Source organism: Virgibacillus salexigens (assembly GCF_000723585.1).
Lineage (GTDB): Bacteria > Bacillota > Bacilli > Bacillales > Amphibacillaceae > Virgibacillus > Virgibacillus salexigens.
Genome location: NZ_CCDP010000001.1, coordinates 442,080 through 465,411, shown reverse-complemented (window position 1 = coordinate 465,411; position 23,332 = coordinate 442,080). Strand labels below are relative to the sequence as shown.

The window sequence follows — 23,332 nt, the reverse complement described above, 5'->3', positions numbered from 1 at the left end:
TTTTAATTTTTTGTACCTTTTTAATTATACAACAATTTTTTAAATTGTAAATCAGAACCAATGTTCTCTAATTTAATAATTATCGAAAAACTAATTACCTGAATATAAAAATTTTGAGACTATTTTCCGTAATTCCTACTGTTGTTAATCCTTATTACATAGGTATATAGTAGCTTTGAAGTAATCGTTTTATTATAAAAACTTATTAGTAAAAAGGATCTATTCTACCGAAATTTTATTTAACTTGATTTCTTTATTTTTTAAAGATTATTCAATATAGGTGCCAAACTGCTTCCTCTTGACAGGTTGGTATTCCTAAGCTTCTAAAAAAGATGATCCCACTAGGGGATCACCTTTTTTACTTCGTTGGTTTTTTACTGTCCACTTGCGGATTTTTGAACTTCACCTTTGTTGCCAGGATTGGAACGATTAATAAACAGTTGTACAGCAATCATGACAACAAAAGCCCCTACACCATATAAATCAGAGTTTCCTTCTGGATAAATGAGTAGTAACCCAATGGCAACAGAAAGTATTCTCCCAACCCAATTCAGCTTTAAATACCAGAAGCCAATTAAACCAGCTCCTATTGCAATCATACCAGCAATCGCTGTTATTAAAATCCAGCTTATCTCCAACAAATTAGTATCGATCATAAGCAATTGCGGCTGCAATACAAACATGTATGGAATGATAAATGCTGCAATAGCTAACTTTGCTGCATTGACACCTGTACGAATCGGTTCACCACCAGATATCCCAGTCGCTGCAAACGCTGCAAGTGCGACAGGAGGCGTAATATCAGCTACAATTCCAAAATAAAATACAAACATATGCCCTGCTAGCACGGGTATAGCAACCTCTAATTGATCATTTAAAGCTAAAATTGCTGGTAAAGCAATGGTGGATGTGATTATATAATTCGCTGTGGTTGGAGATCCCATCCCCAGTATAATTGATGTTATCATCGTAAATAGTAATGTCAGTAAAAGTTGCATATCTGCAGAACTTGCAAGTGAACCCGCCATACTTACTAAACTATTACCAAGTTTCAATCCAAGTCCAGTTTTTGTTACAACACCAACAATAATCCCTGCACAAGCAGTAGCTGATGCCACACCTAGTGCTGTACGTGCACCCGAAGTAAGCGCAGTGACAAATCTAGCTGGAGTAATACGCGTATCTTTCCTAAATAAACTTACTAAAATAGTGATACCGATTCCATAAAGCGCTGTTCGTTCAATACTGAAGCCTTCAAATAACAACCAGACAATAGCGACAATCGGCAAAAGTAAATGAACCTTTTTGAAAACTTCCTTTTTAGGAGGAATTTGTTCTTTCGGTAAGCCGTGTAAACCTGTTCGTTTTGCTTCCAAATGTGTCATAATCCAGATGCCAGAGAAGAATAAAATTGCTGGAATTGTAGCGGCTTTGGCAATTTCCCAGTAGCCAACACCTGCAAACTCAATCATTAAAAAAGCAGCTGCCCCCATAATTGGCGGCATAATTTGTCCTCCTGTCGAAGAAGCAGCCTCAACTGCCCCCGCAAAATTAGGACGGTACCCTAACTTTTTCATCATTGGAATAGTGTAGGAACCGGTTGTTACGGTATTGGCGACGGAACTCCCACTGATGGTTCCATTCAATGCACTTGAGAAAATAGCTACCTTAGCAGGTCCACCAGTCCGACGACCGGCTAACGAGATTGCTAAATCATTGAAATAATTCCCTACACCAGTTTGTACGAGAAACGCCCCGAATAACAGAAAGAGAAATATATATGTGGATGAAACCTGCAAAGGGGTTCCCAATATCCCCTCTGTCGTAAAGAACATCGTTTCGATTAGCTGCTGTAAGCTTAAGCCACGATGTGCAAACATACCTGGCATTTGCGGTCCAAACAAAGCATAAATTAAGAAGACAATAGCAATAATGGTTATTGGTAGTCCTACTGCCCTTCGAGTAGCTTCCAAGACAAGCACTATAGCAAGGCCACCAATGATCGTTTGCACCTGGGTAATGCTTCCAATTTGCTGAACAAGAGAATCATAAAAAAACGGCCAATAGCTACATACAATAATGGATAATAGTACAAGTATGTAATCATACCATGCTATCTTCTTCTTATTCCCCTTTTTCCTCGCTGGAAATAACAAAAATATTAATGAAAGCGCAAATCCTAAGTGTACTGTCCGTTGTATATAAGCGGTTTTTTGGCCAAAGGCGCCAGTGTATAATTGAAAAAGAGAAAATGCTAATAATCCAATAAAGACAATAGCAGCAGCAACGCCTACTAGTTTTCGAGTATTTGATTCCGTATCGTATTTCTGTAGCAATTCCTCTTGTTGTTGTTGACTTAATTGATCTTTTGAATCACTCATGGATCCTCACTCCTTTCCAATATTCCCATAACGTTATATTTTCAATCTTTAACGTAAACCAGGCGCCCGGGTTAAAATATTTATTCAGGTATATCTCTTTATCCGCATTTTCACCCCAAACTAATCGATTTTTTGAAACCGTCTTTCCATTTCGCAGATTAATCTTGGGGAATACATTGGACAAATTTTTAATATGATACTTCCCATTTTCATAAGTGAATTTTTCATTCCCATGCGCGTTCGATGGCATGCCAATACCAAACTCCTCATACACAATCTCTGTCTGTTTAATTGTTTGATCATCATTTACAACATACTTTTCTACGACATCGGTTAAATGAATAGAATGTTTAAAAATTAATTGGAAATGCTCCCCTTTATTGATAGGGAGATATGCTGCAATATGATCGGTGTTCTCTTTATAAAACACGAGCGAACTTCGAAACGGAAAAAACAGGATAAAGACTAAACTGATAACTATCACGAGTAGCATAATCACGAATATGTTGTATTTCTGCAATAATTTCATTACTGTTCACCTTATTTGATAACAAACTTTTCATCTATACACATGGAAGAGCCGGCAGCAAATTCCTGAGACACAGGATTACAGCCGGCCCTATGACTTTCCTAACGTTGTCATTACTCAGATGCTGAAATGCCCTCTTCATCAAAGTACTTCTTCGCACCTGGATGCAAGTCAATACCAATACCGTCAAGCGCAGAATCTTTGGTGATGAACTCTGCTTTATCATGAGAAATCTTATCCGTATTCTCATAAATCGCTTTCGTTATATCATACACGACTTCTTCTGAAAGTTGATCAGATACAGCAAGCATTGCTAATACTGCGACAGTCGGTACATCTTCTTCAACTCCATACGTACCTGCAGATACAGTATCTCCTGCATAATAAGGGTATTCCTCTACTAATGCATCTACTTTATCCTGTGCTATTGGTACGATACCTACATCAACTTGTGCAGATAAACCTTCGACAGCACCAGTTGGCGTACCCGCTGTAATAAATGCTGCATCAATATTTCCATCTTGAATACCACCAGTAGACTCGCCAAAGTCAAGGTTTTGAGCTTCAATATCATCCATAGACATGCCATGAACTTCTAATATCTGCTCTGCATTCACATATGTACCTGAGCCAGGTGCACCAACGGATACAGTTTTTCCAGCTAGGTCTTCAACGGAAGTAATGCCAGAATCTTTTGTCGTTACAATTTGAATGGTCTCTGGATACAAAGAACCAATTGCTTGCACATTATCTACTGGATTATCTTCAAAGGAATTAATCCCTTCAATCGCATTTGCTACAACATCAGTTTGAACAAATGCTAATTCCGCTTCCTCTTCTTGCAAAGCAACTACATTATCAGCAGAAGCATTTGATGATTGAGCTGTTGTTTCAATTCCAGTTTCATCAGAAATAATTTTTGCCATTGCCCCACCAAGCGGATAATAAGTGCCACTAGTTCCGCCAGTAAGCATGCTTAGAAACTCAGGAGCTTCGCTATCTCCTTCATTTGCACTACCTTCTTCATTATTGCCACCACATGCGGCTAAAAATAAAGCCAACACTAGTAACAAAGCCATAGAAAATATAAGATTTCTCTTTTTCATACAAACTCCCCCTTGTACATCCTAACGTATGAAATATATTTTACCTGTAATTCTATAATATTGTCAAACTATTGCTAACAGAACTAATTTGATTAATTTTTAAATCTGTAAGCGCAGACATGCTATTCGCTACTTCATTGGAGATTGCGTTAATTAAATGGGTAGGTAAAAATAACCATATCATGATGATATATCCAATAAAGATCTAACGAAAACATGAAACGTTCCTATTTAACTTTATTTACTAACTATATATTGTTTTTCATTGACAATTATTAGAAAATTCAGGTACTATATTGCTATTACCAAAAGTTATTGATCGTTGGACAAATAATTATTCCCTCATCATCCTTGCCAAGAAAAAGGTGGCCTAGCCATGGATTTTAACGAATTAGAATGGAACATAAAGCAAAAATTAAAACCTTCGATGAAGTATTTTTCAATTTACATTGAAACCCCTGATGGAATTATTGCTATTAATGAAGATAAACAAATGACTGCAGCTAGTCTAGTAAAACTACCAATTTTACTAGAAGGTTTCAGGCAGCTAGAAAACAACCATTTATTAGAAGATAAATTAGTTTATATAGATAAAGATGAGATGGTTGGCGGTGCGGGAGTAATCAATTATGTGTCTAAATCACATATCTATAGTTACAAAAATCTAATGGAACTAATGATTATCGTTTCTGATAACACTGCCGCTAACCTATTACTGAAATTATTTGGGATGGCTGCTATAAACCAATTTATAAAATCAATAGACTGTGAACAAACATTGATATCAAGAAAGTTTATGGATGTAGAGGCTAGCGAGAATGGAAAAGAGAACTATACAAGTGCAAAAGACATGATAAAACTATTTAAGCTAGTATCGAAAACAAACCACCATTTAACTGATTCTAGTAGAAGAATGATTCTAAAAATCCTTGAAAACCAGCAATTTACTCATAAACTTCCTAGCTATTTAGATAAAGATAAATCAATTAGGTTTTTTCATAAGACGGGTGAAATGCCTGGTGTTTCTCACGATGCAGGTATTATCAAGTACGAAACAAAGACCATTCATGTGGCAATATTATCAGAAGGGGTGGCACATAATACTGTAAGTGAAAGAATAATTGCTGACATTGGTCACTTATTGAGCAAATACATAAAAGAAATTGAATAGTTTACAGTTATGGGGGAGCGCTTGATCATGAAATATAAAATTGCCATTTTTGGAAGCCAGCCTTTTATTGAAAGAATTAAATTTTTTATTGAGATTAAAAAAGATGTAGAATTCGTTTATTTCCCTTATTCAAAAGCTGAGGACGTCAAAGATTTAATCGAACAAGCCTTCTTATGTGACATCTATGTATTCTCTGAATTACCGGCTTATATTTATGTTAAACATAAACTAAATAAAAAAAGGTTGCCTAGTCTTTTAATGTCTATAGATGCTTATACGATCGTAACCTCCTTATTTCGTTTATACCAAAATCGAGTATATGAGCTGGATCGCATCTCCATAGATATGTTGAATGATCAGCAAGTTATGAATGCTATGTCAGAATTCACTTTATCCGATAAGGAAGTATATATCTATTCGTTTGAAGAACAAGATATAACTATGTTAGATAAGATTGTTAACCATCATGAACAATTATGGAAACAGGGGAAGATAGATTATGTACTGACATCTATCAAAGAAGTTGCAGCTTGTCTCAATGATAAAGGTATCCCAGCAAGTTGCATGGTTATCCCCAAATTAAATATTGAAAATACATTAAAAGAGGCAAAGAAGATTGTACAACTAAATCCGTACCAATCAAATACGGCACAAATTGTAGTAGGATTTATAAGGCTAAAAAATAAATGTGATTTAGAAACGGAGCATGATAGTCGCTTTATTGCTAAGCCCCTTCAACAGTTGCATCAATTAGTAGAGGAATTCGGAAAGCAGACAAGTGCAACCGTAATCCAAAACCATGAGAACCAAATTATTCTTATTGGTACGAAGTCCGTCCTAGAAAACATTCAAAACCATTATAGGGATTTTCCATTATTACATACTGTGGAAAGGGAATTGCAAAGACCTGTCGATATTGGTTTCGGACTTGCTTTAACAGCCATGGAGGCAGAACAAAATGCAAAATTAGCATTAGAGATATGTGATTCGACACTCGATAGCAGATGTTATATTGTAAATGAGCGACAAGATATTATTGGCCCAATTGGAATCGAAAAAGCCTTTGATAAATCGAAATTATATCAATCCCTGATACACAAAGCACGGCTAAATAATGAGCTTTCCTACAATTTTATAAACTTTATAAGCAAGCGAAATAATGAACCTTTCTCTTCCCATGATATTGCTTCTCACTATAAAGTTACAAAAAGAAGTGCAGAACGCACCATTAATAAATTACTATCTGGGGAAGTAATTAAAGTTGCCGGAGAGGAAAAGCCCTATCTAAAAGGGAGACCGAGGAAGCTATTTAAATTAAATCAATAAACCCAATGAGGGAGCTCTAACTCGTTATATTCGATGCATTCCGAAATATGAAAGGGGCCATGCTTTCCAAAAGCACGGCCCTTTCATTTGCATTGACTTTAGAGTAAACAATTCCATTTCTTAAGGTAGTTATTACCCTTTTTCAAATCAAAGGTTTAACAATCTCAACTACTTTTCGAATATAACTTCGATATGCACAGGAACAGGTCTATATGGCAGCTTTTTTAAATACTTAGTAACTCTCGCACATCCTCTTCTGTCAAACTCGATAGCATTGTTTCTCCAGGTTGAATTACTTGATCAATTAATTCCCTTTTCTTTTGTTGAAGTTCATATATTTTCTCCTCAATGGTACCTTCTGTTACTAGACGGATCACTTGCACTACATTTTTTTGACCAAACCGATGTGCCCGGCCTGTAGCTTGATCTTCTACTGCAGGATTCCACCATAGGTCATACAAAATAACTGTATCTGCACCCGTTAAATTAAGACCCGTTCCCCCTGCTTTTAGTGAAATTAAAAATATATCATTTTCTCCATTGTTAAACCGTTCACTCATCTCCACTCTTTCTTGAGACGGGGTTTGACCATGTAAATAAAAATAGCCAATGTCTTCTTTCACTAATTGGGAGATAATAATCTCATGCATCGAAGTAAATTGGGAGAAGATTAACATTCGTTTTCCATTACGCAAGGCATGATGGATCGTATCCATCAACTGTTCCAGTTTTCCGGAATCTCCTTCGTAGTTTTCAATAAATAGGGAAGGATGACAGCAAATTTGCCGCAATCTAGTTAAACCAGCTAAAATCTTCATCCGATTCTTTTGAAAACCATTTTCCTTCATAGATTGAGCTGCTTCCTCTTGTAATTGACGATGATACCCAATATATAAGTCTTTCTGCTCTTTTGTTAACGCTGAGACAGAGACCGTCTCAATCTTATCAGGTAGTTCACTTAACACTTCTTGTTTTAAACGTCGCAAAATAAACGGCTTTGTCATCATCGCTATCTTTTCATATGACATTTGTTTAAATGCTTGATGATTCGGCATCAATCCTGGAAGAATAACCTGGAAGATAGCCCAGAGCTCATCAATGGAATTCTCAATTGGCGTACCGCTTAACGCAAATTTCCTTCCAGCATGTATTCTTCGAATGGCTTTTGATGTTTTCGTTGCATAATTTTTTATATATTGCGCCTCATCAAGAATTAAAGTTTGAAAGAACAGGTTCTCATATAATTCAATATCCTGTCGCAGTGTCGCATAAGAGGTTATCCAAACATCCATGCCATTTGATTCTTCTAATTTGAGCTTTCTCTCCTGTGGTGCACCTGTTAAAACAGCAATGTTCAGCGATGGAACAAACTTCCCAAATTCATTTTTCCAATTATATACCACTGACGACGGTGCCACGATTAAATGTGGATGATCCCCTAACTCTGATGCGATAAATGCAATACTCTGTAACGTTTTACCTAATCCCATATCATCTGCTAAAATACCACCTAAATAATAATGGCTCAACGATTTGAACCACTGATAACCTGTTTGCTGGTAGTTTCGAAGTGACGCCTGTAATGTATCTGGAAGTGGATAGACTTGTTCTTCTGGATACTTTAGTTGATGTAGAAGCTTTCGAAACGATATATCATAATTTTTATTTGTTTGTAAGAGTTCATCAACCTGTGTCCCACGATATACTGGAACTTGGATGGTTCCTTCCTCCATATGGTTTGCATCCAAATCCATGCCATCAAAGAATTGCTTAATCGAAGAAAATCCATCTGATTCTAAAGATAGCAATGCTCCACTATCCAGACGATAATACCTTTTCTTTTCGATGACTGCCTCGAGTATTTTGTTTACTTCGGTATCATTAATTCCATCAATGTCAAACCCGATATCTAAGAGGTTTGACGCGTTTTCCAATTGTACGCTTGTATGCGTTGCAGGTTCTTGTTCCACAATTAGATTTCGTATCTCAGATGTTAGAAGAAGCTCCACATATTCTTCTAATTTCGGAAGCATATAGTAAATAAAATCATACATTTCTTCCTCATTATCCATATCAATATAAAGTTCTTTCCCATTATAATGAAAATCAGCATGTTCAATTAACCGCATGATTTGCAGTTCTTTTTCTACATCTCGAATAATGATAACATCATTTTTTTCTCTCCCACTGAAGGGATCAATTTGCTCCTCACCATAATAGTATGTTAATTTACCGACGATCCAAGCCGCTTTCACTTCCAAATAGAGTTTGGCTCTTAAGGGAACCTGAATAATGTCTTTAGCTACCTCTTCAGCAATCGTGACATCTCCTACTTTTTTTAAAGATGGGACAACCGTTGATACAAATTCATCTGCCTGATTTTTGGCAATAGGTAGGCGAAAGTTTTCATTGCCGAAGCGACTGAGCTCTTGGATAATAGGGACTTGATTATTGTTAGGGAAATAAAAAGTTCCATCAGCAAATAAACATTCATAAGCATCTAAGTAGACGAAGTCTCTTATCTGCTCCATTTCCAGCAGTAAATCATCTTTCATACTAGTTGATAAAGAGAATTGAAAAGGCAAATCGCCTACTTTGATCGCAACCGCCGGATAGCTTCGATCAGATGTATCGACTGTTAAGGACCGTTCAACCATTTTTTCCAGTAAGTCCTTTGCCTCCAACGGGGGAATGATAATAGCACGTTTATCCGATGTATCACCTTGATAAAATGGGTTGGCATGGTATACGCGCTCATTTTTAATAACTGCGGACAAATTTTCAAGTATCTCCAAATCCTGTGCATCAAGACGATGCATATCAGGGTTATATGCGAATTTCTTCGTTATTTGGTACTCCGATCCTTGAAGAACATGATTTAAAAAATCAGCAACATCCTTAATAACAAAGCATCTTTTTTCGCCAACTTTTAATTCCGCCTTCAACTGCCTATCTGAGTCAATATGACAAACGTACTCCACCAATAATTCGGATTGCGTTGGCAATGGACTTAGATCATTTTCCATATGTGAGATGTTAGCCACTGCATCCATGAATTTACTTGTTATTTTATAATCATAAGGAGCAAAGGCCGGGACACGATCATTGTCCTTATTTACAACACTGATCAATACCGCAGCAATATGCTTGCAGGAGCCAAATGCATCGAATGCTGGACAATCGCAATACGTATCAATGGTACCTTTAGAAAAGTCCTTCATATTAATCTCAACAAAATAATTTTCCGATCCTCGTACACTGGCCGTCCATACTTGATAGTTCTTATCATAGGAGAGATCACTTACTTTATCGTGTAAATAATAATCTAATCCCCGCTTATAAATAACCGGGGGGAATAACTTTTCCACATTGATGTTACGGACACTTTTCAAAATAACAAATACCATCCTTTACCAATTCTTATTTCTATTGTATACGAGTTTTTCCTGTTTTTAAACTGTAGATACTTGTAGAGCACAAGCTGTCTGAACGAGTTTTCAAATACTTACAAATCTGTAAGCTTGCTGAAAGGAAAATCCATACCTACCTTCTCTCATTAACGATAAACTATCGATAGAAAATAAGATGGAGGTAGGATAATGAATCAACCAGTATTACATGTAAGTCATTTAGATAAAGTGTATGGAAAGAAAAACGAGAACCAATACCATGCTTTAAAAGATGTTAATTTTGATATTCAGAGCGGAGAGTTTGTCGGAATTATGGGACCTTCTGGTGCAGGGAAAACGACATTATTAAATGTTATCTCCACGTTAGATCAATCTACTAGTGGTACGATTGAAATTGCCGGCACCAATATAACTGCGATGAAGCAAAATCAATTAGCAGATTTTCGTTCGGAACAGTTAGGGTTTATCTTCCAAGATTTTAATCTTTTAGAAAATCTGACCGTCTACGAAAATATAGCGCTTCCTTTGTCCTTAAAAGGAGTTCCTTCAAAAGACATTAAGCCAAATGTATTAAAAGTAGCCAGCAAACTTGGTATTCAAGAAATCATCGATAAATACCCAGTAACCATATCTGGTGGTCAAAAACAGCGAGTGGCTGCAGCTCGAGCACTTGTGCATGAACCAGCAATGGTTCTAGCTGATGAACCAACTGGGGCATTAGATTCAAAAAACGCCAAAAGCTTAATGGAAACCTTGGTACACTTAAATGAAAACCATCATACGTCCATAATGCTTGTAACGCATGATCCGTTGAGTGCAAGTTATTGCCAGCGAATTTTGTTTATTCAAGATGGTCAATTATATAAGGAAATTCATCGAGATACAACAAGAAATAGCTTCCATCAAGAAATACTTGATGTACTTGCTGAATTTGCAACTCCGAATGAATTGGATTAGAAAGTAGGTGATAAGATGTTAGTAAAATTGACTATTTCTAGTATGCGAAAGATGTTTAAAGATTATTTAGTATTATTATTTGGACTTACGATATCCATTGCGATTTTCTATATGTTTCAGACACTTGCACAGAATAAAGCCTTTATCGAATCGAATGCAATGATTAGTTCGGTTGTGTTTATCTTTCATGTAGGGTCGGTGATCTTAGGGTTTATCACGATATTCTATATTTTCTACGCAACTTCTTTTATTCAAACATTGAGACAAAAAGAAATGGCTATGTATATGACCTTAGGTGCAAAAAAAGGAAAAATTACGCAATTAATGTTTTTTGAAACATTTTTTATTGGTGTTATTTCCCTTGTTGTAGGAATTTTCCTAGGCATTGGATTGGCCGTTGGAATTGCTGAATTGTTTATGTGGCAATTAGATTTTCAAGGGGAGGGATTTAAAGCAATCTATCCTTCTTCTATTCTTACAACAGTTATTTTCTATATTGTATTATTCTTGCTTACCTCACTTGTCAATGCATGGCAAATTGGTAGAAAAAATGTATTAGATTTATTAAAAGCTGAACAAAAACAAGATATTGTAAAAACAAACGGTATCAAGACGTTCATCGGTGCACTCTTAGCCATCATTCTAATCGGAATCGGCTACTACGCCATGACGGAAATAGAAAAACTGCAACAATTTGGGGTGATCCTGGCAACCGTTACGATTATACCCGGCACCTATTTTATATTCATTTCTCTTCTGCCGTACGTTGTGAAAAAGCTAAAGCAAAACCGTCGCTTAAATGAAACAGGAATAAATTCATTTACGCTTGGTCAATTACGTTTCCGAATGCTTCATTTAACCCAGGTGCTTGGTACAGTAGCAATGTTAATTGCTCTTGGATTAGGTGCAATGACTGCCGGGATTTCCTTTTACCATAATATTGAAACCCAATCCTCCATGTACCATGCAAATGATGTAGTTATTCATCAGCCTACGGAGGAAGATTTGCAGACTCTAAAAGAAATGACGATAACCGAACAACACGCTTATTCGTATAAAATAAATGACAATGGCATCTATTATTTAAAACAAGATTTAGTGGAAAATGCCCCAGAAGTAAAAGCATATGATGCAGAATTTGAATTACCTAAAACCAAACGAGTGAATGAACCATTGCCTGCAGCTCGTTATTCCTTAAATGGGGAAGAAGGAACAGAAGAATTACCAGAAAATTGGTGGACAGCAATTTCGACAGAGCTTAATACCAGTTATAATATGTTTGGGTCTCTGCCAGTATATGTATTAAATGCAGAAGAATACCAAAAAGTTGAAGCCGATGAGCAATCCGTTATCTTAGTGCAAGTGGATGACTTTATGAATTATTTGTCGCAATTTGAAACCATTAATGACAACCAGACGGAACTAGCCGAAACCTATTTAAGAAAACCCGTTGAAAACAATGGGGGTAAATACGGCAATTATTTGGCTTTTAAAGGCATTGCAAGTGGTACTATCTTTATGGGACTTTTCTTAGGTGTAGCTTTCTTAATGATGATGGCAAGTGTATTGATGTTTAAATTACTTTCAAGCGCTGGCGCCGACGTTCATCGTTATCATATGTTACGGAAAATCGGTGTGCGAAGATCATTATTAAAACGATCCATTTACCGTGAGCTATTCTTATTGTTCCTGTTCCCTGCATTAGTAGGTTTAGTACATGTTATTGTCGGCATGCAAATGTTCTCTTTCATCATTATCGAACCGTATACAAAAATTTGGATACCCATCAGCATCTTTTTTGTCATCTATGGAATATATTACTTGATTACCGTTCATCTATATAAACGAATTGTACTACCAAAAGAAGTGTAATCCAGTAGACCAAGTAAAACCTTTGGTAATAAATGGCGCTGTCAAGATTTGTTTTTCAAGATCTTTGTTAATAACACTGCTCATGCTCTCTGAGCTTTCAAAAAAGCTGCCTAGTAAACCGTTGTTACCTGACAGCCCAAGAGTCTCTTCCTCGTCTAGCTGGGATAGCCAATTAGATGGAGGAGGAGTCTTTTTATTCTGCTTTAATAGGAAAGAACAATCGCCACAAGTCGTATTAAATATTATGTGATTGTTTGGATCTACGGATCGCCATAAATAATAAATATAAATATAAGAGAACTGATAATAATACGGAACCACCAGCAGTTAGATAAATAACAGCATAGTTGAATACTGAAGCTATCTGCCCAAAGATGATTGCACCTAAACCAACACCTAAATCAAAAAACGAGAAAAAGGTGGCATTTGCCATCCCTTTTCGATTTCCTGGTGCTTTCTCAACTGCCCAAGCTTGCAGAGCTGGTTGTACTGATCCAAAACCAAGCCCATACATACCTGCAGCTATCAGCATTACGAACGTATTTGGCAGCCATGCAAGTAATAACATTGCTCCAAAGATGAATACCGTTCCAGGGAGAAAGACATAAATATGGCCTTTCTGATCATAAATCTTCCCTGCAAATGTACGAGAAATCATGAGAAAAACAGCATAGACTAGAAAATAAGATTCAATACCGGCAATACTTTTCTCAGCTGCGTGTAATGGCAAAAAAGTTGCAATGCCACCAAAAGTAAATGTAATAAAAAATAAGAGCAGTGCTGGTTGTATAGCAGTCTTCTCAAAGATATCAAATTTCATTGTCACGGTTTTATCTTTTGACTCCTCTACTTGCTTATACCGGATGCGGCTAGAAAGGATAAATGCAACCAATCCCCCAGAAGCGCAAATTAGGAATAGCTGCGGGAAGGTAATTACATCAACCAATGTTAATCCAAGGGAAGGTCCGAATGCTAAAGCTATATTTCCAGATAACCCAAAATAGCCCATTCCTTCTCCACGACGCTTTTCCGGAATGATATCTGTGGCAATTGTCCCTGTTGCTGTTGTCGAAAATCCCCAACCAATTCCTTGTAAAATACGGATTAACAATAAAAATACAATACTTGTTACAAAAGCAAAAGAACCAACTGAAATTACAAATACAGCAAGACCGAACATATAAACAAAACGTCTTCCTTTTGACTCCAGTGCATGACCAGCATAAGGCCGCATCAGGAGTGCAGAAAACGTAAAAATCCCTACGATAATTCCCACAAGTTGGTCACTTCCGCCCAACTCTTTCACAAACAAAGGCAGGGTGGGCAATGTCATTTGGAAACCAAGGAAAATGAAGAAATTTGCTAAACAGATCAAGACGAAATCGCGTGTCCAAATCTTTTCAGGTTGTTTCTTCGTAACAGCTTGTGGTGCATCCATGATATCCCTCCTTTTTCTTCGATACCCGAAATATATTATACAGAAAAGGAAAGAGAAAGCAATGATAAGATATTACTAAAATCATCCAAACTCCTTTTATCTCGATCTCCTTTTTTAATTGTTTTTCTCCCACCCTCTTCATTTTTAAAACAACAAAAAAGCTTATAGAAAATCATCTACAAGCTAGGATTCTTGAACTGTAGCTACACACCTAAACGACAACATGTTGTTCAGCAAGTTCATTCAGTTTCTGAACAATCTTTTGTTCAATAGAGGAACAAAATGGTATGGTTTCTTTTGCAAAAGGTGCCAATTGGTGATGATGGCCAATCATAATTGAATGGCTGGCATGTTGAAACATAGTGACGTCATTAGCATCATTACCAAATGCGACATACGCTTGTTCCTTTATTTCTAATTGTTGGAGACCACTCCATTTATCTACTCCTTTTGGACTTATATCTAATACCCGCTCCCCTTCATGTCTATGTATAACTACATCTAATTTTTTTAATTGCCTCTCTACATCATTCATGTTGGATGATTCCAGTAATACTACTTTGATAACCGTCTCTATCTCCATCTTAGGAAGGTTACGTGCTAATCCGTTTGGGTCCACCTTCCCTCTGATTGGATGATCAATTGCCCCTGTATAGGAATAATTCCACAAACCATCTATTAAATATTGGCTTGAGAAATGTTCAATAATTTCTTCGATACGTTGAAATGTATTTCTATCAAAGCAGGCTGTCGATGTGACTTTTCCATTATCTTGAACGATCGCACCATTTCCACCTATCAGTTGATGGTGATGAAAACGACTAGGAAGTACTGGGAGTAAATCTCTTATTGGTCTTGCAGATGCAAAGATTAATTCATGCCCTTTCCTTTCTAATTGCTCTAAACCTTGAATAATAGGTTCTGATATATACTCTCCGTTAAAACAGATTGTTCCATCTAAATCAAATACAAACTTCACTATAATCCCCCCTATAACCGTTTTAACGATATAGCTTTTCGCATATCTTGCAAAGCCAATTTTGCGTCTTCTCCCTTAGCAATCATGACGTTCGTATAAAGAACATCAATCAAGCTTAATTCCGCAATTCTAGATGACAGTGCTTCCGACCGGAATTCTGTTTCTTCTGCTGCTGTATACAGTAAGATGTCCGCTTCCTTGGTTAGTGGAGATTTAGCAAAATTAGTAATTGCAATGGTGGTTACTTGCTTCTCTTTTAAAACATGTAATAAATCCATCATATCCTTGGTAGAACCAGAATGTGAAATTAATACAGCAACATCTGCACTACTCAGTTGAGATGCTGACATTAGTTGCATATGTGCATCGAAATTTGAGTTTACATGAATGCCACTTCGAATGAATTTATGATAAGCATCCAACGAAACGATGGCCGATCCACCGATTCCAAAAAACTCTACCTTATTTGCTTGAACCAGTGTCTGTACAGCTCTATCCATCGCATGTACATCTATGATTTGCAGTGTGTCTTCTAATGTTTTTATATTGGAACGAAATACTTTTTCCCCAACCGTTGCAATGTTATCTCCATCGCTTATCTTTTCGTGAATATCTTTCATCGGCGTAACTATCTCTGCAGCCAATGCTATTTTTAAGGCTTGATAACCCTTAAAACCAATCCGCTGACAAAATCGAAACACGGTAGATTCTGCAACTTCGAGGTCTTCTGCCACCTGATTAATCGTATGGTGAATGATATCTTGGGGATGTTGCAAAATATAATCAGCGATTCTTTTTTCTTTATCACTAAATTTACCATAATGACTGCGGATCCTCGCCAACCCATGCTGTTTTTTCTTATCCATCTAGGAGTACTCCTTCTTCTCAATCTATCTGGTATCTATTATATACGAAAAAAATTTCTTTTAAAATAATTGATTACGGAAAAATTTTTGATATAATGAATCCGTTACACACTAAAATGTACATCATGAGGTGAAAATATGGAAATCGGTATCATTGGACTTGGAAAAATGGGGTTAAACTTAGCCCTTAACTTATTAGATCATCATCACCATGTCTTTGGATATGATGCGAACCCGGAAAGTGCTACAGCAATTTCCCATAAAAACTTTCAGCAGCACCATTCTGTTCGGGACATGATCCAAGATATGGAAACACCCCGTACCATTTGGCTAATGGTGCCTGCTGGCGATATTACAGAGAGAGTAATTGCGGAGATTACACCATTATTAGATAAAGGAGATACCATTATCGATGGTGGTAATTCTAACTACAAAGATACAGTGAAACGTCATCAACAACTATCTGAAAAAGGCATTTATCTATTCGATTGTGGTACAAGCGGCGGAACTGATGGAGCCCGTAACGGTGTATGTATTATGATCGGCGGTGATGCTGATAAATTTAAAGAGATTGAACCGTTATTTAGCGATATCGCTGTTGAAAACGGCTATCTTTATACGGGAAAATCAGGAAGCGGTCACTTTTTAAAGATGGTTCACAATGGTATGGAATACGGCATGATGCAATCTATTGCTGAAGGATTTGATATTCTTCATAAAAGTGATTTTGATTATGATTATGAAAAAGTTGCTAAAGTATTCAACCATGGTTCTGTCATCCGTTCATGGCTTATGGAATTAATGGAAAATGCCTTTTCAAAAGATGCTAACCTGGATGAAATTCGTGGTATCATGCATTCATCTGGAGAAGGGAAATGGACAGTAGAAACAGCACTAGACTATCAAGTTGCTGCACCTGTTATCGCATTATCCCTTATGATGCGCTACCGTTCATTAGAAGATGATACGTTCACCGGCAAAGTCGTCGCTGCACTCAGAAATGAGTTTGGCGGACATGCTGTAGTTAAAAGTTAATATAAATAGAAATAATTGGACTGGACATTACGATAGCTGCAAACTTAAAAGACGATATATAGGATTAAACGCCTGATCTATCGTAAATAAAAGAAATCGTTGTTGACATCTCGAAATGTCCACCCCGTGCTTAATCACATTAGCCTTGGCATACCCGTGCGTGAAAAACAAATTTTAAACAGTAATCGGGTCTATGAGGGTCTGAATTTTATAAGATACTGGTTTAAATTCGAGCATTGTTTTACTTATGCTAATACCGAATCCCTATTTGTAAGCGTTTTGTAAAATAGGATGGATGGCTACGAGTAGAATATCGTGATTGGTCATTGATACAATAAAACTATTCCATTTGTTAAAACCAATCGTAATAAACATAAAGAGGGAACATATTGTTCCTTTTCTTTTAGAGGTAGAAGGAGGAACAGCAATGAGTCAGGCAACTTATTATCTTGGTGTAGATATTGGCACGACAAGTACGAAAGCCGTACTTTTCAATAAACAAGGGGAAGTTATTACCAATCATACAATTAATTACCCATTACACACACCCAATCCTTTAGTTGCGGAACAAGATCCAGACGAAATATTTAATGCTGTCTCTACGTGCATTCGCGAAACAGTCAGAAATAGTGAAATCAATCCTGGACATCTCCAATTTGTCTCCTTTAGTTCTGCTATGCATAGCTTTATCGCAGTAGACAAAGAAGGCAAACTCTTAACGAATAGCATTACTTGGGCTGACACCAGAAGTGCGACACATGCTGAACAGATTAAGCAAAGTGAATACGGCCATCTTATTTATCGCCGTACAGGGACACCGATACACCCAATGTCCCCACTATCTAAATTAGTATGGCTAAAAGATGAGAAACCCGAACTATTTAATCAAGCTGCAAAGTTTATCTCAATTAAAGAATATGTTTTTTATCGTTTATTTGGGAAATACGTCGTTGATCATTCCATTGCATCTGCCACTGGACTATTGAATCTAGAGAAGTTAGATTGGGATACAGAAGCTTTAGAAGTTGCAGGAATTACTTCAAAACAATTGTCCACCCTTGTACCAACTACAGAAGCATTTAGCGGGTTAGACGAAGAGTTAAGCAATTATATGGGAATTCATAGCACAACTAAATTCATCATTGGTGCTAGTGACGGCGTGCTTTCTAATCTCGGAGTGAACGCTATTGAACCTGGCGTAATTGCGGTAACAATTGGTACAAGCGGTGCTATCCGTACCGTATCTGACAAACCACGCACGGATCCTAAAGGCAGGATCTTTTGTTATGCCTTAACGGAAGATCATTGGGTTATTGGTGGACCAGTTAATAATGGAGGGATGATTTTACGTTGGCTCCGCGATGAGTTTGCAGCAGCGGAAGTAGAAACTGCGAAACGTCTAGGTATTGATCCTTATGATGTGTTAACTAAAATTGCATCCGGTGTAAATCCAGGTTCTGATGGTTTAATTTTCCATCCATATATGACTGGTGAACGCGCACCATTATGGAATGCGAATGCAAGAGCTTCTTTCTTCGGTTTAAGTATTCATCATGAAAAGCAGCATATGATCCGTGCTGTCTTAGAAGGTGTTATCTATAACTTATACACCGTATTGCTTGCGTTAGAAGAACTAACCGGGGAACCGAAACGAATTCAAGCGACTGGTGGGTTTGCTCGTTCAGAAATGTGGCGACAACTTATGGCAGATATTTTTGATAAACCGGTCGTTGTACCAGAGAGTTATGAAAGCTCTTGTCTTGGTGCAGTAGTTCTTGGAATGTATGGTACAGGGGAAATTAGTGATTTCCGTATTGTTTCAGAGATGATCGGACACACACATACACATCATCCAAATGACGATACAACGACGATCTACCGTGAGTTATTACCTATCTTTATAAGGTTGTCTCGGATTCTAGATGATGAATACAAAAGCATTGCTGATTTTCAACGTAAGTATTTAAGCGATAAATAAAAAATTAAAACGAGACCGGTGATTGTGACCAGGTCTCGTTTTTCAATATAATTGATATTAGGACCTGTTTCAGGTAAGATTCAAGCTCGTTAAATAGAGTAAAAACCTAACTAAAAAGGGATGGGGTAAAAGGTTTATTACCTATAATTGCTCAATTAACAAATAGATACCGGTGAATAGTAATAGCACATAGGTTAGCTTTTGAAATAAGGCTTGGTTTATTCGCTTAAATAAAAGCTGACCTAATAGTAAACCAATAGCAACTAATGGAAGTGCAGATATACTTGATAACCATATTAATTTCGAAGTACCAGCAGCAACGACCTGGATGGCTAGGCTAACAAAGTAGATAAATAAGTAAAAAGCCAATGTTGTTGCGCGAAGCTTCTCTTTTTTTGTGTGTGTTCCTGAAAAATATAATAGAATTGGCGGTCCAGGCATTCCAATACTTGTCGTAAACGCACCAGAAAAACCACCTGCTATATAGTCACGTTGCTCCGTTTGGTTCATTTTAAAGCGGAGTAGTAATAATGCCGTTAACAATAAAATAATAATACTAATGATTAACTTAAGAACATTCACTTCCATATACAAAAATACGGCAAGACCAAGTGGCAGACCTAGAACACTTCCCCACGCAAACCTTCTCACAATGCCAACATCAACATCTTTTTTGATGTTATTTATTAAAGCAAAAGAAATGACGAGCGAAATAATTAAATTGATTTGAATCGCTTCTCTCGGTTCAAAAATTAATAGCAATAGCGGAGTTGCAATAATTGAAAAACCAAAACCAGTACTTGTTTGTAAAATAGATGCAGCTAATATAATTATGGAGAAGAGTAAAATTGATGCCAAAGGTCCCACCTGCTTTATTATAATATACATTATATATGCATTATTGTATCAGAGATACGGTGCAGATGTCCTTTAACAAAACAAATCCGAGTCATATTGACACGGATTTGTTTTGAGTCCTATTCTTCTATAACTCCACAGGCAACACGGTCTCCCGCATCACCAGATGGTTGTGATTGATAGTCATCTTCACCAGCATGAATAACTAATGCCGTACCACCATCTTTATAAAGGGAGTTGTCTTTTCCTTTTTCTAACGTGACCATCTCTGCAGTTGCTTCTGTATTGACAGTACCATCTTCTGCCACTTCTATATTAGGGAGATCTCCAGCATGGGGGCCTTCCGGATCGTCTTTACCATGATTCGTGTTGGTTGGATTAAAATGCCCACCTGCTGATTTGAAATCAGGTGCTTCACACGAACCTGCCTCATGAATATGGAAACCGTGCATGCCTGGAGAGAGATTTTCTCCTTCTAGATGGATATTGACGCCATTTTCACCTTCAGTTAACGTCGCTGTCCCAACTACTTTGTTATCTGCATCCTTCAACGAAACAAGTACTTCTTCTTCTTTTGTAGCATTATCTGGATCGCCTGTTGTATCTCCATTCGTTTCTTCCTCACTTGTATTATTATCTGTTGCACTATTCTGTTGTTCATCATTCGTTGACCCACAAGCTGCTAACACCAATACAAGGACTCCAATAATTAGATAAAGGTACCAACGCTTCATACCTTAAACGCTCCCTTCGACGATGTTTATAAACATCATTCACGTTTACATAGGAGGTTAAACATAAATGAGACAGATTGCTTCCAAAGCCCTATTCCATTTTCGGGTTTCTTTACTAGATTAATTGGGTACATCTTAATTAGGAGGGATTTATATATGGGAATATTTGATAGCATGATGGGGAATGCCTCAGAACTTGATACGGCAAAAGCAGAACAGGAAGTAGCAGAACTATTAGCAACGTCTGAACAAGTAGAACATGCCTATAAGCTTATTCGAGATATGATGATTTTTACCAATAAGCGACTGATTCTGTTAGATAAACAAGGTGTGACCGGAAAGAAGATGGAATACCATTCACTTCCATATAAGAGCATTACCCATTTTTCCGTAGAAACAGCCGGGACTTTTGATCTAGAGGCAGAATTAAAAATTTGGATATCAGGCAATGCTGAGCCGATTCAGAAAACATTTAATAAACAATTGAACATTTATAAGGTGCAATCGGTGTTAGCTAATTATGTATGCGGTTAATGAATGTGATTAAACGATGACAGTTTGATCGTTTCCCTTTTTGAGGATACGACCGACTCAGCCGATGATGTAACTATTTTACCTGCTTCACCATTTTAATCGGATAAAAATAGCAAAGTACCCGAATCTGATTGTAAGGATTTGGGTTTAATTTTGGAGTTTATTTAGCAGTACTCTCTACTGTATGCATTGCTTTTACAATAACTGCATATCTAATCCATTTATTCTTTAACATCAATGAGATAAATTTTATCTTCAAAGGCGCCTCGTTCTTCTGCTTTTGCCTTGCGGATATTATCCAGCTCTTCAAAAGATGCTCCATGTACTTGTGAAAGAGCTCGAATCAATTCAAGGATATCAGCCAGTTCTTCAAGCGATTGTTCATCTTCCGTTGTGTTTAAGTATTCTTCCAGTTCTTCTACTATTTTTTCACGTAATTGGTGAGCAAAGGCTTCATCTGACAGGGTGATTGTGTTTGCTTCTTTTCCAGTTATCGCTATTATAGCAGGCATTTTATCACGAATTAACTTTCGATAGGTTGGCATAGGCTCCTCCTCTTTCCACTAATTAATCATTATATACTTCTTCATGGTAACGTATTTGTACTCTTTTTACGAACAAAAAACAGCCAAGATATCGCTTAGAAGTCTTGGCTGGAATAGTAATCTCCAAACTCACGCTAATTTCATGGTATGTTTCCTTTTTGTTGTTTTGCGTTTTAGAAATGGAATTATCCATCTGTCGAGACCATATCTACCGGCATTGTAGCCAGCAATTAATAAGAAGATGGTTAATAGAACCATTTGCGCATTAGTACTTACTGTACCACTAAAAAGAAAGGCAAAGTTCATCGTTATTCCCATTAGAGCTGCAAAATTAGTAAAGATACCTAAAATCAGTGCAATCCCTACAAGTAGTTCACCCCACATCACAAGAACCGTAAATAAATCTGCATTTGGTAAGGCTACTTTTTCAAGAAATAGAGGCCACCAACCTTGGACAGCGGGGTGATCACCTCCGGCACTAGCAATTGCACCTTGTAAGAAACCGGTGGCATCAAATTGACCACCCGTTAATTTTCCATACCCCGCTGTAAGCCACTCGTAACCAATATACAAACGAATAAAAACTAAAATACCTGCTGCTACATAATGTTTGCGAATGAAATTCATCAACATCTTCTACCAACTCCTTCAAATTTGAATGCTCAACATTTCACAAGTTAGTATAACTCTCTTACACTTTTAGTTTACAACAGAAATATAAAACATCTACAGATATGTGCACTATTTCACAATTAATCCATAAATTTTCGTCTAATTCATGAAATATAAGAAAGCGTCTTGACATTTACACCCATTCACTTATACTGTGTATATAGATATACACAGTATAACAGTAGGAGGAGGTTTAATCATGAAGGATTGGAAGGAAGCGTATCAACTGGCAAAGCTCGAATTAAGTCAGTCTTGGCAGGGTTTTGTTTTTACCTTTTGTTTTTACATGTTCGTGCTGTCTTATCTTGCCGTTTCATTGGAATCTTACTTAGAAAACGATTTTATGGGCTATGATTTCTTTTTTCTTCTTCTATTTTCGATAGCGGGCATGTGGATGAAGCCAAAACAGTTTCAAGTGCAAAAACAAACGGAGGGTTTTTTAGCAGCTCCAATACTCTTAATGCAATTACAATTGCCAATAAGACAGGAAATTCTTATAAAAAGTCGATTTATCATTTATTTCTTTTACTCTTTTCCTTGGCAAATTATTTTATTGGGAGTGTATTATTTCATCACTCCAATCCAAGACGTGTTATCTTTAGTCTCTTATATCGCATTTTGTCTCATTTGGTTGTCTGCCAATGTTTATATTGGCACTGTTTTTCCCATAAGTGATGCAGGTGAAAAAGGATTTACTACTACAAAACTAGGCACAGCTTTAACTGTAGTGATAAGCTTATTCGCAGTATTTCTTCTATTTTTGATAATCTATGCGCTCTCGGATCATGGTGTTGTCTATTGGACAATTGTATTCGCAGAAAAATGGCCGTTAGTATCTTCCATTATATCTATTATTATTGCATATTTCGCCTTGCAAGCACACCAAATTTATATGAAAAAAGTAATCAACAAAGTGGATTATGTATAGGTTAGAGAGGAGG

General features: G+C 36.9%; 20 protein-coding genes. 8 read left to right on the top strand and 12 right to left on the bottom strand.

Going from position 1 to position 23,332, the window contains the following annotated elements:
* Window positions 1-374: 374 nt before the first annotated feature.
* The 4 genes from BN990_RS02230 to BN990_RS23325 all read right to left on the bottom strand — a co-directional run bounded on the left by BN990_RS02230 (window position 375) and on the right by BN990_RS23325 (window position 4,200).
* Window positions 375-2,381 carry a TRAP transporter permease gene (locus tag BN990_RS02230; protein ID WP_021289931.1) on the bottom strand — a complete coding sequence of 669 codons (2,007 nt, stop codon included), beginning with the start codon at window positions 2,379-2,381 and terminating at the stop codon, window positions 375-377.
* Window positions 2,374-2,910, bottom strand: a complete 537-nt coding sequence (locus BN990_RS02225) for a DUF1850 domain-containing protein (protein WP_038242050.1) — start codon at window positions 2,908-2,910, stop codon at window positions 2,374-2,376. The genes BN990_RS02230 and BN990_RS02225 overlap by 8 nt, the downstream gene beginning before the upstream one ends.
* Before the next feature lie 113 nt (window positions 2,911-3,023).
* Window positions 3,024-4,016 (bottom strand): TAXI family TRAP transporter solute-binding subunit, encoded by a 993-nt coding sequence (locus tag BN990_RS02220; protein WP_021289933.1) that lies wholly within the window; start codon window positions 4,014-4,016, stop codon window positions 3,024-3,026.
* Between the two features lie 52 nt (window positions 4,017-4,068).
* Window positions 4,069-4,200: a hypothetical protein gene (locus BN990_RS23325; protein ID WP_255326112.1), complete on the bottom strand. Its 132-nt coding sequence runs from the start codon at window positions 4,198-4,200 to the stop codon at window positions 4,069-4,071.
* 192 nt (window positions 4,201-4,392) lie between these two features.
* Between BN990_RS23325 and BN990_RS22195 the strand changes: the two genes are divergently transcribed.
* Together BN990_RS22195 and BN990_RS02210 are read left to right on the top strand one after the other, a co-directional pair.
* A complete protein-coding gene (locus BN990_RS22195; protein ID WP_021289934.1) occupies window positions 4,393-5,187 on the top strand; it encodes a serine hydrolase in 795 nt (264 codons plus the stop codon).
* Window positions 5,188-5,214: 27 nt separating this feature from the next.
* Window positions 5,215-6,513, top strand: coding sequence for a hypothetical protein (locus BN990_RS02210; RefSeq protein WP_021289935.1), 1,299 nt, complete (start codon window positions 5,215-5,217; stop codon window positions 6,511-6,513).
* 224 nt (window positions 6,514-6,737) lie between these two features.
* Here the strand turns inward: BN990_RS02210 and BN990_RS02205 are convergent, their stop codons facing one another.
* Window positions 6,738-9,905, bottom strand: coding sequence for a DEAD/DEAH box helicase (locus BN990_RS02205; protein WP_038244749.1), 3,168 nt, complete (start codon window positions 9,903-9,905; stop codon window positions 6,738-6,740).
* 207 nt (window positions 9,906-10,112) lie between these two features.
* Between BN990_RS02205 and BN990_RS02200 the strand changes: the two genes are divergently transcribed.
* Window positions 10,113-10,880: an ABC transporter ATP-binding protein gene (locus BN990_RS02200; RefSeq protein ID WP_021289937.1), complete on the top strand. Its 768-nt coding sequence runs from the start codon at window positions 10,113-10,115 to the stop codon at window positions 10,878-10,880.
* Between the two features lie 15 nt (window positions 10,881-10,895).
* Entirely contained in the window at window positions 10,896-12,752 is a 1,857-nt protein-coding gene (locus tag BN990_RS02195; protein ID WP_021289938.1) for an ABC transporter permease, read from the top strand.
* Between the two features lie 235 nt (window positions 12,753-12,987).
* On the opposite strand, the gene BN990_RS02190 is transcribed toward BN990_RS02195, so the two are convergent.
* The 3 genes from BN990_RS02190 to BN990_RS02180 all read right to left on the bottom strand — a co-directional run bounded on the left by BN990_RS02190 (window position 12,988) and on the right by BN990_RS02180 (window position 16,035).
* Window positions 12,988-14,190: an MFS transporter gene (locus BN990_RS02190; protein ID WP_021289939.1), complete on the bottom strand. Its 1,203-nt coding sequence runs from the start codon at window positions 14,188-14,190 to the stop codon at window positions 12,988-12,990.
* A gap of 211 nt (window positions 14,191-14,401) precedes the next feature.
* Entirely contained in the window at window positions 14,402-15,169 is a 768-nt protein-coding gene (locus tag BN990_RS02185; protein WP_021289940.1) for an HAD-IIB family hydrolase, read from the bottom strand.
* An 11-nt stretch (window positions 15,170-15,180) separates the two neighbouring features.
* Window positions 15,181-16,035 carry a MurR/RpiR family transcriptional regulator gene (locus BN990_RS02180; RefSeq protein ID WP_021289941.1) on the bottom strand — a complete coding sequence of 285 codons (855 nt, stop codon included), beginning with the start codon at window positions 16,033-16,035 and terminating at the stop codon, window positions 15,181-15,183.
* A 138-nt stretch (window positions 16,036-16,173) separates the two neighbouring features.
* Here BN990_RS02180 and gnd point away from each other — a divergent pair, with 138 nt between their 5' ends.
* Window positions 16,174-17,070, top strand: coding sequence for a phosphogluconate dehydrogenase (NAD(+)-dependent, decarboxylating) (gene gnd / locus BN990_RS02175; RefSeq protein ID WP_021289942.1), 897 nt, complete (start codon window positions 16,174-16,176; stop codon window positions 17,068-17,070).
* A 427-nt stretch (window positions 17,071-17,497) separates the two neighbouring features.
* On the top strand, window positions 17,498-19,048 hold the full coding sequence (gene gntK / locus BN990_RS02170; RefSeq protein WP_021289943.1) for a gluconokinase: 1,551 nt from the start codon (window positions 17,498-17,500) through the stop codon (window positions 19,046-19,048).
* Between the two features lie 141 nt (window positions 19,049-19,189).
* Here gntK and BN990_RS02165 read toward each other — a convergent pair whose 3' ends face one another.
* Complete coding sequence (locus BN990_RS02165; protein WP_051738997.1) at window positions 19,190-19,936, bottom strand: sulfite exporter TauE/SafE family protein; 747 nt, start codon at window positions 19,934-19,936, stop codon at window positions 19,190-19,192.
* 89 nt (window positions 19,937-20,025) lie between these two features.
* Window positions 20,026-20,640 carry a superoxide dismutase family protein gene (locus BN990_RS02160; protein ID WP_038242030.1) on the bottom strand — a complete coding sequence of 205 codons (615 nt, stop codon included), beginning with the start codon at window positions 20,638-20,640 and terminating at the stop codon, window positions 20,026-20,028.
* A 156-nt stretch (window positions 20,641-20,796) separates the two neighbouring features.
* Between BN990_RS02160 and BN990_RS02155 the strand changes: the two genes are divergently transcribed.
* The gene (locus tag BN990_RS02155; RefSeq protein WP_021289946.1) at window positions 20,797-21,174 is read left to right on the top strand and encodes a PH domain-containing protein; all 378 of its coding nucleotides are present in this window, start codon (window positions 20,797-20,799) and stop codon (window positions 21,172-21,174) included.
* Window positions 21,175-21,395: 221 nt separating this feature from the next.
* Here the strand turns inward: BN990_RS02155 and BN990_RS02150 are convergent, their stop codons facing one another.
* Complete coding sequence (locus BN990_RS02150; protein WP_038242027.1) at window positions 21,396-21,719, bottom strand: nucleoside triphosphate pyrophosphohydrolase; 324 nt, start codon at window positions 21,717-21,719, stop codon at window positions 21,396-21,398.
* Between the two features lie 129 nt (window positions 21,720-21,848).
* The gene (locus BN990_RS02145; RefSeq protein WP_021289948.1) at window positions 21,849-22,352 is read right to left on the bottom strand and encodes a DoxX family protein; all 504 of its coding nucleotides are present in this window, start codon (window positions 22,350-22,352) and stop codon (window positions 21,849-21,851) included.
* Between the two features lie 238 nt (window positions 22,353-22,590).
* Here BN990_RS02145 and BN990_RS02140 point away from each other — a divergent pair, with 238 nt between their 5' ends.
* Window positions 22,591-23,319 carry a hypothetical protein gene (locus tag BN990_RS02140; protein WP_021289949.1) on the top strand — a complete coding sequence of 243 codons (729 nt, stop codon included), beginning with the start codon at window positions 22,591-22,593 and terminating at the stop codon, window positions 23,317-23,319.
* Window positions 23,320-23,332: the final 13 nt, after the last annotated feature.